Origin of the sequence: Stenotrophomonas sp. B2 (assembly GCF_014947095.1) — a bacterium.
Classification (GTDB): domain Bacteria; phylum Pseudomonadota; class Gammaproteobacteria; order Xanthomonadales; family Xanthomonadaceae; genus Stenotrophomonas; species Stenotrophomonas maltophilia_P.
The window spans coordinates 164,055-176,770 of the sequence record NZ_JADCQA010000009.1; the positions used below are offsets into that span (position 1 = coordinate 164,055).

A 12,716-nucleotide genomic window follows, 5' to 3' on the forward strand; every position below is an offset into this window, starting at 1 on the left:
CTGTGAAGACGCGGGTTCAGCTGGATTTTTCCTTGCTCGGCGGCAGGCGGGTTGCTAGGCTTGTCGGCCTCGATTTCTGCCCATTTTTTCGCCATCCCGCGGCGGGCACGACACCCCTCAGGACTCCTTCCTCAGATGTTCAAGAAACTCCGTGGCATGTTCTCCAACGACCTGTCCATCGACCTGGGCACGGCCAACACCCTCATCTACGTGCGCGGGCAGGGGATCGTGCTGAATGAGCCTTCGGTCGTGGCCGTGCGCCAGGACCGTGCCATCGGTGGCACCCGCTCGGTGGCAGCCGTCGGTGCCGAGGCCAAGCAGATGCTGGGCCGTACCCCGGGCCACATCACCACCATCCGCCCGATGAAGGATGGCGTCATCGCCGACTTCACCTATACCGAGGCGATGCTCAAGCACTTCATCAAGAAGGTGCACAAGTCCCGCGTGCTGCGCCCGAGTCCGCGCGTGCTGGTCTGTGTGCCGGCCGGCTCGACCCAGGTCGAGCGCCGTGCGATCAAGGAATCGGCCGAGGAAGCCGGTGCCCGTGACGTGTACCTGATCGAAGAGCCGATGGCCGCTGCGATCGGCGCCGGCATGCCGGTCACCGAAGCCCGTGGCTCGATGGTCATCGATATCGGCGGTGGCACCACCGAAGTGGCGGTCATCTCCCTCAACGGCATCGTCTATTCGGCCTCCGTCCGCATCGGTGGCGACCGCTTCGACGAGTCGATCACCAACTACGTGCGCCGCAACCACGGCATGCTGATCGGTGAAGCCACGGCCGAGCGCATCAAGGTGGAGCTGGGCTGTGCCTACCCGCAGGCAGAGGTGCAGGAGCTGGAGATTTCCGGCCGCAACCTCGCCGAGGGCGTGCCGAAGATGATCAAGATCAGCTCCAACGAAGTGCTCGAAGCCCTGCACGAACCCCTGTCGGGCATCGTCAGCGCGGTCAAGCTGGCCCTGGAGCAGACGCCGCCGGAACTGTGCGCCGACGTCGCCGAGCGCGGCATCGTGCTGACCGGTGGTGGCGCCCTGCTGCGTGACCTGGATCGCCTGATCTCCGAGGAGACCGGCCTGCACGTGCAGGTGGCCGACGATCCGCTGACCTGCGTGGCCCGCGGCGGTGGTCGTGCGCTGGAGCTGGTCGACATGCACGGCAACGAGTTCTTTGCGCCGGAATAAGCCGTCCCGGCCGTTCCTGCCCGCAGCGCCCCTCCGGGGTGCGGCCCGTCGCGTTGGCGGGCCGGCACCGGCGGGGCGTCCGCGTGTTTCCCCTCCGCCTTCTGCCAGTTGAATCGTTGCCGTGCCGCCCTACGCCGGTCCTCCCGTTGCTTCCCGATCCGGTGATGCCGCCAGCCCGCTGCGGCTGCTGGCCTATCTCGCGCTGGCCATCACCCTGATCGTCCTCGACGACCAGGCCGGCTGGCTGGCGCGCCTGCGTGAACAGGCCAACACCCTGGTGCAGCCGGTCTGGGCCCTGGCAGGCCTGCCGGGCAAGCTGGGCAGCCAGGTCAAGGACAACGCGGCCAGCCACAGCCAGCTGGTCAGCGAGAACCGCGAGCTGCGCAACCAGCTGCTGCTGGCCAACGCCCGCCTGACCCGTCTGCAGACCGCTGCACTGGACAATGCCCAGCTGCGCGAACTGCTGAACGTGGCCGAGCGCAGCGGACTGGACGTGCAGTTGGCGCCGATCCTCGATATCGACCTGGACCCGGTGAAACAGCGTCTGGTACTCGACGCAGGCAGCCGCGAGGGAGTGCATGTCGGCCAGGCGGTGATCGACGCCGGTGGGCTGATGGGCCAGGTGATCAGCGTTACCGGCGGCACCTCTACCGTGCTGCTGCTGACCGACCCCGACCATGCCGTGCCGGTGACCGTGGCCCGCAACGGTGTCCGCCTGATCGTCTACGGTCGCGGCGATACCCTGGAACTGCGCGACATCCCGCTCAGTGCCGGGGTGGAAGTGGGCGATGAGATCGTCACCTCCGGTCTCGGTGGCCGTTTCCCGGCCGGTTTCCCGGTCGGCACCATCACCGCGCTGCGCCCGGATGACACCCATGCCTTCCTGGTCGGTGAGCTGAAGCCGGCCGCACAGCTCGACCGCGGCCGCGATGTGCTGCTGCTGCGCCCGGGCGCAGCGATCCGCATCCCGCCGGAAGTACGCCTGCAGCTGGAGGACACCGCGCCGGGCGGGCCAGCCAATGCGGCTACCGTGCCGGTCCCGGCAATTCCGGCAGCAGCACCGTCAGCAGCACCGGCAGACACCCGCGCAGGGCAGCCGTCGGCGCCGGCCGTCACTCCGGCGTCTTCGACCGCCCCGGATCCGCAGCCGGCAGCCGGACCGGCCGCCGCCGCAGAGGTCCAGCGATGAGCCGCCTGCGCGACAATCCCTGGGTGCTGCCGGCCAGTCTGGTGGTGGCCCTGCTGCTGGGCCTGCTGCCGTTGCCGGCCCTGCTGCAGCCGCTGCGCCCGTACTGGCTGGCGCTGGTGCTGGCGTACTGGGTGATCGAAACGCCCGAGCGCGTTGGTCTCGGCATCGCATTCGCCAGTGGCGTGGTCGCCGACCTGCTGTATGGCGGGGTGCTGGGTGAACAAGCGCTGCGCCTGGTGATGCTGGCCTTCATCCTGCAGCGCTTCCGCGCCCGCATCCGCTTCTTCCCGATGTCCCAGCAGATGCTCGCCATTGGTGGCCTGCTGTTCAACGACCGTATCGTCAGCGCGCTGGTGCACATCGTGGTGGATGAGCCGACGCTGCCGTGGTCGTACTGGTGGGCGCCGCTGCTGGGCATGGGCCTGTGGCCGCTGGTATTCGTGCTGCTGGACGCGGTGCGTTTCGGCAAGCGCGGGCGTTGAGCCATGATTCCGCGCCGCCAGGTCAAGAACCCGCACGCCGAAGCCGAGCAGTTCCGCCGTCGTGCGGCGCTGGGTTTCCTGGGGGTGCTGGTCTGCCTGCTTGGGCTGGGGGGCTGGTACTTCAAGCTGCAGGTGCTGGACCACGACATCTACGCCACCCGTTCGGAAGCCAACCGCATCAAGCCGCGGCCGGTGGTGCCGGGGCGCGGCATGATCTACGACCGCAACGGCCGCCTGCTGGCCGAGAACGTGCCGGCTTTCCGCCTGGACGTGACCCCGGACAAGGTCAAGGACATGGATGCCACGCTGGAAGGACTGGCAAAGATCATCGAGATCAGTCCGGAAGAGCTGGAGGCGTTCAACAAGTCGCGCAAGGCGCGCCGGAAGTTCCTGCCGGTCACCCTCAAGCTGCGCATGACCGACGATGAGATGGCACGCTTCGCTGTCGATCGCTGGCGTTTCCCGGGTGTCGAGCTGGAGCCCTACCTGACCCGTCGTTATCCGTACGGCGATCTGTTCGCGCATATCATCGGCTACGTCGGTCGTGTCGATGACAAGGATCTGGAGATCCTTGGCGAGGGCAATGCCGCGTTGACCCACATCGGCAAGTCGGGCCTGGAGCGCTATTACGAGCAGCAGCTGCGCGGCAAGGTCGGCTACGAGCAGGTGGAGACCAACGTGCAGGGCCGTGCGATCCGCACCATCGGCCGCGTTGCCGCGCAGTCCGGTGTCGACCTGCGCCTGTCGATCGACGCCGACCTGCAGCGGGCGATGGTTGCCGCCTTCGGCGACCAGGAAGGCTCGGCGGTCGCGATGGACCCGCGCACGGGCGAGGTCCTGGCGATGGTCAGCCTGCCGTCGTACGACCCGAACCTGTTCGTCAACGGCATCTCCCACGCCGACTTCAAAGCGTTGAACGACAATCCGTCGCGCCCGCAGTTCAACCGCCTCGTACTGGGCGGTGTGGCCCCCGGCTCGACGCTCAAGCCGCTGATCGCACTGGCCGGTCTGGACGCCGGTGTGCGCCGCCCGGAAGACAAGATCCTGTCCACCGGCATGTTCTACCTGCCCGGCACCAGCCGCGGCTGGGGCGATGCCAACCGTGGCGGCCATGGCTGGACCGACCTGCGCAAGTCGATCTCAAATTCGGTCAATACCTATTACTACCGGCTGGCGCTGGACCTGGGCATCGAGCGTTTCGACCATTACATGGACTATTACGGTTTCGGCCAGCCGACCGGCATCGACCTGACCGGCGAGATCGGCGGCATCCTGCCGTCACCGGCGTACAAGCGGAAGACCCGCAAGGAAGCGTGGTACCCCGGCGATACGGTCAACATCAGCATCGGCCAGGGCGACTGGAAGGTCACCCCGCTGCAGCTGGCGCGGGGCGTCAGCGGTCTGGCCAGCGGGCAGCTGCGCACGCCGCACCTGGTCATCCAGCAGCGCGAAGGGTTCGACAGCGAGTGGACCGGGGTGCCGGCACGCGACAGCAAGCCGGTCAGCCCCAATCCGAACAACGTGCAGGCCGTGCGCGAAGGCATGATGGCGACCATGCAGCCTGGCGGCAGCGGCTGGCGGGTGGCGGTCGGGGCGCCGTACGTGATGGCCGGCAAGACCGGCACCGCGCAGGTGGTCAGCCGCCGTGGCACGGCAGCGGTGAATCCAAAGAGCCTGCCGATGCACCTGCGCCACCGTGCGCTGTTCGTTGGCTTCGCGCCGGCTGATCAGCCGGTGATCGCATTGGCGATCGCGGTGGAAGGCGGCGGTTACGGCGGCTCGGCAGCTGCGCCGATCGCACGCAAGGTGTTCGATGCCTGGCTGCTGGGCAAGATGCCCGATGGCATCCAGCCGCTGGACAGCGAACGCGGCACCACCGCCATCGGTGCGACCGCTTTCGACAACGAGGACGTGGGCGCCCGCCAGGCGGGGGATGCTGCCGCCGCACAGGTCGGTGAGCATCCGGTGCTGATCGGCGCTGCGGTCCCGCAGCCCCAGCCGCAGCCGGGAACACCCGCTGCGCCGGCACCGGCACTGCCTGCCGCGCCGCGTCCACCGGCGGCTACGGAGGCGACGCGATGAAGGCCTTCCTGCGATGGGCCGGGGACATGCTGCGGCGCTTTTTCAGCACGCTGGACTGGGTGCTGTGCCTTGCCCTGGGCGCGCTGATGATGATCGGCCTGGCCACGCTGAAGAGTGCAGGCGGCGACAGCCTGGTAATGGCGCAGGGCGCCCGCTTCGCCGTGGGCATGGCCGCGCTGTGGGCCATCTCGCGGGTACCGATCCTGCGCATCCGTTCGGCGACGCCGATGATCTACGCGATCTCGATGATCCCGTTGCTGGCGGTGTTCGTGCTCGGTACCGGCAAATACGGCCGGCAGTGGCTGGACCTGAAGTTCTTCTACCTGCAGCCGGCTGAACTGCTGAAGGTGAGCCTGCCGATGATGGTGGCCTGGTACCTCCACCGGGTGCCCTTGCCACCACGCATCAATACGGTGCTGGTGTCGCTGGTCATCATCGGCGTGCCGACCGGTCTGGTGATGCTGCAGCCGGACTTCGGCACGGGCGTGCTGATCGCCGCCAGCGGCGTGTTCGTGCTGCTGCTGGCCGGGTTGCCATGGTGGTGGGTGGGGCTGGGCGTGGGCGGCGTGGCCGCGGTTGCGCCGCTGGCCTGGTTCTGGCTGCTGCGGCCCTACCAGAAGGACCGCATCATGATGTTCCTCGACCCGGAAATGGATGCGCTGGGCGCGGGCTGGAACATCATCCAGTCGAAGATCGCGATCGGTTCCGGCGGGTTCGACGGCAAGGGCTGGGGCGAAGGCTCGCAGTCGCACCTGAACTTCATTCCCGAGCAGACCACCGACTTTGCATTCTCGGTGTTGAGCGAGGAATTCGGCTGGATCGGCGTGGCCGTCGTGCTGGCGCTGTACCTGGTGGTGATCGGGCGCTGCCTGTGGATTGCCAGCCAGTCGCGCGACTCCTATTCGCGGCTGCTGGCCGGTGCCACCGGCCTGGCGTTCTTCGTCTACGTGCTGGTCAATGGCGGAATGATCTCGGGTCTGTTGCCGGTGGTGGGCGTACCGATGCCGTTGATCAGCTATGGCGGTACGTCGGCCGTCTCGCTGCTGGCCGGCTTCGGGCTGGTGATGGCGGTGCGCAGCCACAATCCCGTGCACGGCGGCTACGGCTAGCACCTCCGGGAGCGCGCGGCCGACGCGGGTTGCTGCACCTCTGCGGTTTCGGGCAAGGCCGGGGCCGTCCAACGCTTGCGCAACGCCCTTCATGGAAGCGTTCCCATGACGACGCGCAACAGCAGGTCCGCTGACCAAAGCCCTAAAAAAACGTTATCTAGTTCACACTTTTACGCTGCGTTGATTTTGATCAATGGACTTGTCGCAATCGGCCTGCACAATGGCGGCCCGTTCGGCACGGCGCGCCGTCTATCGTTGCAGCGCGAGGGGGCGTCGGGCGGGAAGCAGTACTGATCCAACGGATACAGGGCGCGCGGGGTACTGCCACTGGGGAGCGGCAGCCGCGCGCGTATCGACCGGATCCGGTCGCCGGTTGCGTCTGCGGGGATGGGGACGCAACCGGCAACCTTTCAACTGAATACGATGGATCGCTCACATCGTTTTCACAATTTCGACTGCTTGCAAGCAAATCGTTGTGATTCATGGTGTTAGGGGTTTTAATTCATCCATGACCTGCTAACCTGCGACGATGATTCGACGCACTCTGGCCTGCATGCTTACCCTCGGCCTGGTCGCCTGCGCGACCCAGCCGACATCTCCACCGTCTTCACCGCAGGCCAGCAGCACGCCGCGCCATCCGGCCACCAAGCCCAAGGGACCGGCCGAGGCCGCGCCGGAAGCCACCGCCGCCACCGCGCCGCCGGTCGATCTCACGCCGGTTCCGTTCGAGACTGCGCGCGCCACCTTCATCGCCGATACCGCCAAGCGTTACGGACTCCAGCCCGACGAGATCCGTCGCGTGCTCGACCAGGCGCAGGTGCGCCAGCCGATCATCGCCGCGATGTCGCGCCCTGCCGAACGGGTCAAACCCTGGAACGAATACCGGCCGATGTTCATCAGCAAGGCGCGCATCGAGGGGGGCCGTGCCTTCCTCGCCGAACACCGCGCCGAGCTGGATCGCGTGCAGCAGCGCACCGGTGTTCCGGCCGAGGTGATCGTGGCGATCATCGGCGTGGAGACCAGCTATGGCAGGAATGCCGGCAACCACCGCGTGCTCGATGCGCTGTACACGCTGGCCTTCTACTACCCGCGCAGCGGCGATCCGGAGAAGCTGGAACGCGAGGTGCGCCGCGAGCTGTTCTTCCGTGATGAACTGGCCAAGCTGTTTGAACTGGGCCGCGAGGAGAAACTCGACATCACCACGCTCAAGGGCAGCTATGCCGGTGCGATGGGCATGGGCCAGTTCATGCCGTCCAGCTACCTGGACTATGCCGTGGATGGCAACGGCGACGGTCGCCGTGACCTGTTCAACAGCTACGACGACGTGTTTTCCTCCATTGCCAACTACTTCGTGAAGAAGGGAGGCTGGGTCCGGGGCGGGCAGGTGGCCGTGCCGGCGACACTCGCTCCGGGGCGCGAGGAATTCAATCCGACCGAGTGGGCACCGACCTGGTCGCTGGCCGATCTGGCCCAGCGTGGCTATCAGCCTGCCGCACCGGTACAGCCGGGTGCGACGGCCACTCCGGTTACGCTCGAGGGCAGCACCGGCAAGCAGTACTGGCTGGGCTTCCAGAACTACTACGCGATCACCCGCTACAACCTCTCGAAGATGTACGCGATGGCCGTGTTCCAGTTGTCGCAGGCCATTGCCGGACAGGAGCTGCCCCCGGCATGAACATCAGATGGCTGGTCCCTGGATTGATCGTCCTCGCGCTGGCCGCCTGCAGCAGCGCGCCGAAGAAGCCGGCCACCGCCGGCCATGGTGGAACGCCTTCCGGTACGGTGGTGCAGGGCAGGGGCACGCGCCCGGCGCATTGTCCGGAGGGATCGCCCTATGCGGCGGCCAAGGAAGACCCGAACACGCGGGGCAACTACACCGCCGGCGGCCTGTACCGGCCGGGCGTGAAAGACAGCACGCCGACCTACATTCCGAACGTGGCCTGCATTCCCGAGCCGGAAGTGACGGCTGAAACACGTTCGGCCATCGGCAACAAGTCGCCGTACGTGGTGCTGGGCAAGTCGTACAAGGTGCTCGACGATACCCGCGATTATGTCGAGCGCGGTACGGCGTCGTACTACGGCGCCAAGTTCCATGGCCGCCTGACCTCGAACCGGGAGGTCTACGACATGTATCAGTTCACCGCTGCGCACAAGACGCTGCCGCTGCCCAGCTTCGCCCGCGTGACCAATCTGGACAACGGCGAGTCGGTGATCGTGCGGGTCAATGACCGGGGCCCGTTCCACGATGGCCGCGTGGTCGATCTGAGCTATGCCGCTGCGGTACGCCTGGGCATCACCCAGCGCGGAACCGGCAATGTGGAGGTGCGCGCGCTGCAGCCGGGTGAGGGCAATCTGCTGGCGCAGAAGCCGTCGCGCCGCGAGCGCCGCGCGGCCGAAGCCGCCGCCGCTGCCGGTGCGACGACGACGATGGCGAGCACTGTCGCCACGCGCCCGGCGGCCGACAGTGACATCGACCGCCTGGTCAAACGCCTGCCTGCCGATGCGGCGCCGACGCGGGGCCAGCCGGCCACCACGCAGGCGGTGGTCAGCACGCTGCCGGACGTGGCGGTCAGCAGCCTGCCGCCGAGTGCAGTGGCCGTCCGCACTGCGGCACCTGCCGCTGCGCCGGCGAGGGTCGCCGCCACGGCGCCGCGCGCTTCCGCGGCACCGGCCAGCAGCCCCACGCTGTCGCAGCAGGTGGTGGGTGCGGTGATGGTGCAGGTGGCCAGCTTCTCCAACCGTGACAATGCCAATCGTGCGATGGGCCAGCTCAATGCGGCCGGCATCGTCGGCGCGACCATCAGCGACATCGCCGCCGGTGGCCGCACGCTCTTCCGTCTGCGCGTACCCGCCAGCGACCATGCCAGTGCCGCGGAACTTGTCGGCCGCATCGCCGGTCTGGGCCTTGGATCGCCGCAGATCGTCAAGGATTGATCCCGCCCGGGTCGGTGCTGCCGGCCCGGGCCCCCCCGGCCTACAATGGCCATTCTGTTCCCCCTCCATTCCCGGCCGTCCCTGGAGCCCGCTGTCCAATGAATTTCCGTTCCGCCGCCACCGCCCTGGCCGCCACCCTGGTGGTGGGCCTGGCTTCTGCCCAGACGCCGCTGCCGACCCCGGCCGCACCCGCACCTGCCGCCGCTGCGGCTCCGGCCACCGTGGCCACGCCACCGGCCCCGGTGCCGAGCGTGTCCAAGGCCTGGATCCTGATGGACTACGCCACCGGCCAGGTGCTGGCGGGCGAGAACGTCCATGAGCAGCTGGCGCCGGCCAGCATCACCAAGGTGATGACGTCCTACGTGATCGCCGCCGAGGTCAAGAACGGCAAGGTCCGTGCGGATGACCAGGTGATGATGAGCGAGCGCGCCTGGCGCGAAGGCGGTGCGGGTACCGACGGCAGCTACAGCGGCTTCCCGGTGAACCAGACCGCGCGCCTGGAAGACATGGAAAAGGGCATGGCCATCCAGTCCGGCAACGATGCCGCGATCGCCCTGGCCGAGCACGTGGCGGGCAGCGAGGAAGCCTTCGCCTCGCTGATGAACAGCTACGCCGCCAAGATCGGCATGAAGAACTCGCACTTCGTCAACGCCCACGGCCTGACCGCCGCGGGCCACCACAGCACCGCCTATGACCTGGCGTTGCTGGGACGGGCGATGGTGCGTGATTACCCGGAAACCTACGCGTACAACAAGATCAAGGAATTCCAGGTCGGCAACATCAAGCAGCCCAACCGCAACCTGCTGTTGTGGCGCGACGGCAGTGTCGATGGCATCAAGACCGGGCACACCTCCGAGGCGGGCTACTGCCTGATGAGTTCGGCGCAGCGCGGCGACCAGCGCCTGATCGCGGTGGTGCTGGGCGGCGCCTCCGAGAAGCAGCGCGCCGATGACAGCCTGGCGCTGTTGAACTGGGGCTTCCGCTTCTTCGAAACGCACCGCCTGTATGAGCCGGGCAAGGCCGTCGCCGAGCACAAGGTGTGGAAGGGCACCAGTGACAAGGTGCAGCTGGGCGTGGCCCAGCCGATGCTGGTCAGCGTGCCGCGTGGCCGCTACAACGATCTGAAGCCGAGCATCGATGTGCCCAAGACCCTGGAAGCGCCGTTCACGGCCGGCCAGCAGATCGGCACGGTGAAGGTGAGCCTGGATGGCAAGGTGGTGGCCGAAGCACCGCTGGTGGCGGTGGCTGCCGTCGAGCAGGCCGGTTTCTTCAAGCGCCTGTGGGACAGCTTCTGGATGTGGTGGGAATCGGAATGATGCGCAGCGCCGTGCGCTGACATGAAAAGGAAAAGGCCGGCGCATGCCGGCCTTTTCCGTTGCAGCCAATGTGCGGACCAGATGTCCGCACTGTTCTAGAGCGAACGGCTGATGGTGAAGCTGCCGAACACCGGTGCCTCGCGCTGGCCGTTGAACTCGCGGGTGCTGTGGTAGCGCGCCGCCGCGAACTTCCAGCGACCGCGCATCACCGCGATTCCGTAGCCGCCGTAGGCCACGATGTGGCGCTTGTCGACGCTGTGGCTGTTGCGGAAGGTGTTGCCGTCCAGGGTGATGTTGCGGATCACCCAGGCGGCATCGCTGGTGGCGAACAGGTGCCATGACCAGCCGCTCGGCCTGCCACCGCGGGTCGGCGCGGTGTTCTCGCCGGCAGGACGCAGCGGCGTGCTGCCGAAGTCATCCGGCAGTTTCCAGCCGAAGCGCACCTCGCCACCGATGTTGGCCTTGGTCGCCAGGTTGCCGACCGAGCCGCCGTAGTGGCTGATCGCGTCCCAGCCCCAGCCGCCTGCGTTGATGCTGGCGTCGCCCGGCCAACGCCGCATCCGCTCGTGGGTCAGCATCACCAGCGGCTCGTTGTGCAGCTGGTTGTCCCAGCCCTGGAACTTCTCATCGTTCAGCACCTCATGCACCGCGTTCTGCACCTGCTTGCCCTGGGCCCACGGACCGACAACGCCCAGCGTCAGCTGGGTGGTCTGCAGTCGATCACCACTGCGTGCGTTGTAGCCGAAGCTGGCGATCAGCACGCCCGCGTAGGGGCGGTCATCCTTGATCAGGTCCTTCCGGGTGAAGTCGGTCGGGGTGAAGATGCCCTGGGCGATGCTGAAGATCATGTTCTGCTGTTCGAACCGGCCCGGGTGCAGGCGCTCCAGATAGCCGTTGACCCAGCGCGCCAGGCGCGGCAGGCAGGGATCGTCGGTGTAATCGACGAGGTTCGGTGATACGAAGGTCAGTTCGGCGCCGTTGGTATACCCCTGGTCCTGGTGGCGGCCGCCGAACAGGTCGTTGTCAACGCGGAAATTGATCTGCGGCGGGTGCTCACGCATGGCATCGGGGCCGCATTGTTCGGCGGCCTGCGCGGCAAGGGGGAGGGCGGCGGCCAGCAGGCCGGACAGCCCGAGGGCTGCGACGCTACGCATGGATGGAATGCTCATGGGGAAAGGGGTGGTCGTCTGTCGTTATATGCAACGACACGGTACCCCGGCCCGCGTGACGGTACGAGCGCGTCCCGGTCACTTGTCTGTTCCGAAAACGACATTGTCTCGTGACGACAACCGGCGCCGGGGGGGGCTTGTCGCGCGCCCGCGGCAGGAAGCTGAATGGGAATTCAGGTGCAACGCAGCGGCCTGCCGGTGTCCGTGTTGACCTGGATGAATACTCTTGGGTTTGTTGCCCTGCGGCCCGATAATGGGTCCATGGAAATCAAGTCCGACAACCCCGACCACGGCTTCCAGTTCCCCGGCCAGTTCGAGCTCAGCGCCATGGGCCCGGCCAACCGCGGCCTGGAGCATGAGCTTCCCCGACTGCTGCAGGCCGAAGGCCTCGACGTCGTGAACGAGCGCATCAGCTGGAAGCATTCGTCCAATGGCAAGTACGTGTCGGTCCGGCTGGTGTTCAAGGCCGAGACCCGCGAACAGTACGACGCAGCCCATCGGGCGCTGCGCGATCACCCGGAAGTGAAGTGGACGCTGTAGCCGACAGCTGCCCGGCCGACGCCGCTCCGGAAAACCGCCCGCCGCGTCCGGCGCTGGTGCGCGACCTTGGCCGCCAGGCCTATGAGCCGGTCTGGCGGGCGATGCAGCGCTTCACCGATCAGCGCGCTGACGAGACGACCGACGAGCTGTGGGTGGTGGAACACGATCCGGTGTTCACCCTCGGCCAGGCCGGCAAGGACGAGCATGTGCTGGCGCCGGGGGCGATCCCGGTGCTGCACGTGGACCGCGGCGGCCAGGTCACCTACCACGGGCCGGGGCAGATCGTGATCTACCCGCTGCTGCGCCTGCCGCGCCTGGGCATCGGCGTGCGCGACTACGTGTGCCGCATCGAGCAGGCCATCATCGATACGTTGGCCGAATGGAACATCGGTGCCGAACGCCGCGAAGGTGCCCCGGGCGTCTACGTTGGCAATGCCAAGATTGCCGCGCTGGGCATCCGCGTGCGCCGTGGCTGCACCTTCCATGGCCTGGCCTTCAACGTGGCCATGGACCTGGAACCCTTCCACCGCATCAACCCCTGTGGTTACCAGGGGCTGCAGGTGACCTCGGTGGTAGACTTGGGCGGGCCGTCCGGGATGGATGCCGTCAAGACGGTGCTGCTGGAACAGCTGGCCCGCCAGTTCGGCCTGCGGCTGCAGCACGTGCCCGAACTGCCTGATCTCTCTGCGGCCGCGTGACCGCTCCCCGGAACT

The 12,716-nt window shown here is 67.2% G+C and carries 12 protein-coding genes; 11 read left to right on the forward strand and 1 reads right to left on the reverse strand.

Going from position 1 to position 12,716, the window contains the following annotated elements:
- The first annotated feature begins 135 nt into the window (after window positions 1-135).
- The 9 genes from IMX13_RS12680 (at window position 136) to IMX13_RS12720 (ending at window position 10,294) form a co-directional block, all read left to right on the forward strand.
- Window positions 136-1,182: a rod shape-determining protein gene (locus IMX13_RS12680; protein ID WP_005411077.1), complete on the forward strand. Its 1,047-nt coding sequence runs from the start codon at window positions 136-138 to the stop codon at window positions 1,180-1,182.
- A gap of 121 nt (window positions 1,183-1,303) precedes the next feature.
- On the forward strand, window positions 1,304-2,371 hold the full coding sequence (gene mreC / locus IMX13_RS12685) for a rod shape-determining protein MreC (protein WP_193396469.1): 1,068 nt from the start codon (window positions 1,304-1,306) through the stop codon (window positions 2,369-2,371).
- Window positions 2,368-2,853: a rod shape-determining protein MreD gene (mreD, locus tag IMX13_RS12690; RefSeq protein WP_053519639.1), complete on the forward strand. Its 486-nt coding sequence runs from the start codon at window positions 2,368-2,370 to the stop codon at window positions 2,851-2,853. The genes mreC and mreD overlap by 4 nt, the downstream gene beginning before the upstream one ends.
- Window positions 2,854-2,856: 3 nt before the next feature.
- On the forward strand, window positions 2,857-4,935 hold the full coding sequence (gene mrdA / locus IMX13_RS12695) for a penicillin-binding protein 2 (protein ID WP_193396470.1): 2,079 nt from the start codon (window positions 2,857-2,859) through the stop codon (window positions 4,933-4,935).
- Window positions 4,932-6,044: a rod shape-determining protein RodA gene (gene rodA / locus IMX13_RS12700; protein ID WP_053519637.1), complete on the forward strand. Its 1,113-nt coding sequence runs from the start codon at window positions 4,932-4,934 to the stop codon at window positions 6,042-6,044. Before mrdA ends, rodA begins: the two co-directional genes overlap by 4 nt.
- 105 nt (window positions 6,045-6,149) lie before the next feature.
- Entirely contained in the window at window positions 6,150-6,338 is a 189-nt protein-coding gene (locus tag IMX13_RS12705; RefSeq protein ID WP_154582383.1) for a hypothetical protein, read from the forward strand.
- Between the two features lie 235 nt (window positions 6,339-6,573).
- On the forward strand, window positions 6,574-7,719 hold the full coding sequence (mltB, locus tag IMX13_RS12710) for a lytic murein transglycosylase B (RefSeq protein ID WP_065175164.1): 1,146 nt from the start codon (window positions 6,574-6,576) through the stop codon (window positions 7,717-7,719).
- The gene (locus IMX13_RS12715; protein WP_193396471.1) at window positions 7,716-8,978 is read left to right on the forward strand and encodes a septal ring lytic transglycosylase RlpA family protein; all 1,263 of its coding nucleotides are present in this window, start codon (window positions 7,716-7,718) and stop codon (window positions 8,976-8,978) included. Before mltB ends, IMX13_RS12715 begins: the two co-directional genes overlap by 4 nt.
- 98 nt (window positions 8,979-9,076) lie before the next feature.
- The gene (locus IMX13_RS12720) at window positions 9,077-10,294 is read left to right on the forward strand and encodes a D-alanyl-D-alanine carboxypeptidase family protein (RefSeq protein WP_164150685.1); all 1,218 of its coding nucleotides are present in this window, start codon (window positions 9,077-9,079) and stop codon (window positions 10,292-10,294) included.
- Between the two features lie 95 nt (window positions 10,295-10,389).
- On the opposite strand, the gene IMX13_RS12725 is transcribed toward IMX13_RS12720, so the two are convergent.
- Window positions 10,390-11,448 carry a lipid A deacylase LpxR family protein gene (locus IMX13_RS12725; RefSeq protein ID WP_193396472.1) on the reverse strand — a complete coding sequence of 353 codons (1,059 nt, stop codon included), beginning with the start codon at window positions 11,446-11,448 and terminating at the stop codon, window positions 10,390-10,392.
- Window positions 11,449-11,724: 276 nt separating this feature from the next.
- On the opposite strand from IMX13_RS12725, the gene IMX13_RS12730 reads away from it, so the two are divergent.
- Window positions 11,725-12,003: a YbeD family protein gene (locus IMX13_RS12730; RefSeq protein WP_053519645.1), complete on the forward strand. Its 279-nt coding sequence runs from the start codon at window positions 11,725-11,727 to the stop codon at window positions 12,001-12,003.
- Complete coding sequence (lipB, locus tag IMX13_RS12735) at window positions 11,991-12,701, forward strand: lipoyl(octanoyl) transferase LipB (protein ID WP_053519632.1); 711 nt, start codon at window positions 11,991-11,993, stop codon at window positions 12,699-12,701. The genes IMX13_RS12730 and lipB overlap by 13 nt, the downstream gene beginning before the upstream one ends.
- Window positions 12,702-12,716: the final 15 nt, after the last annotated feature.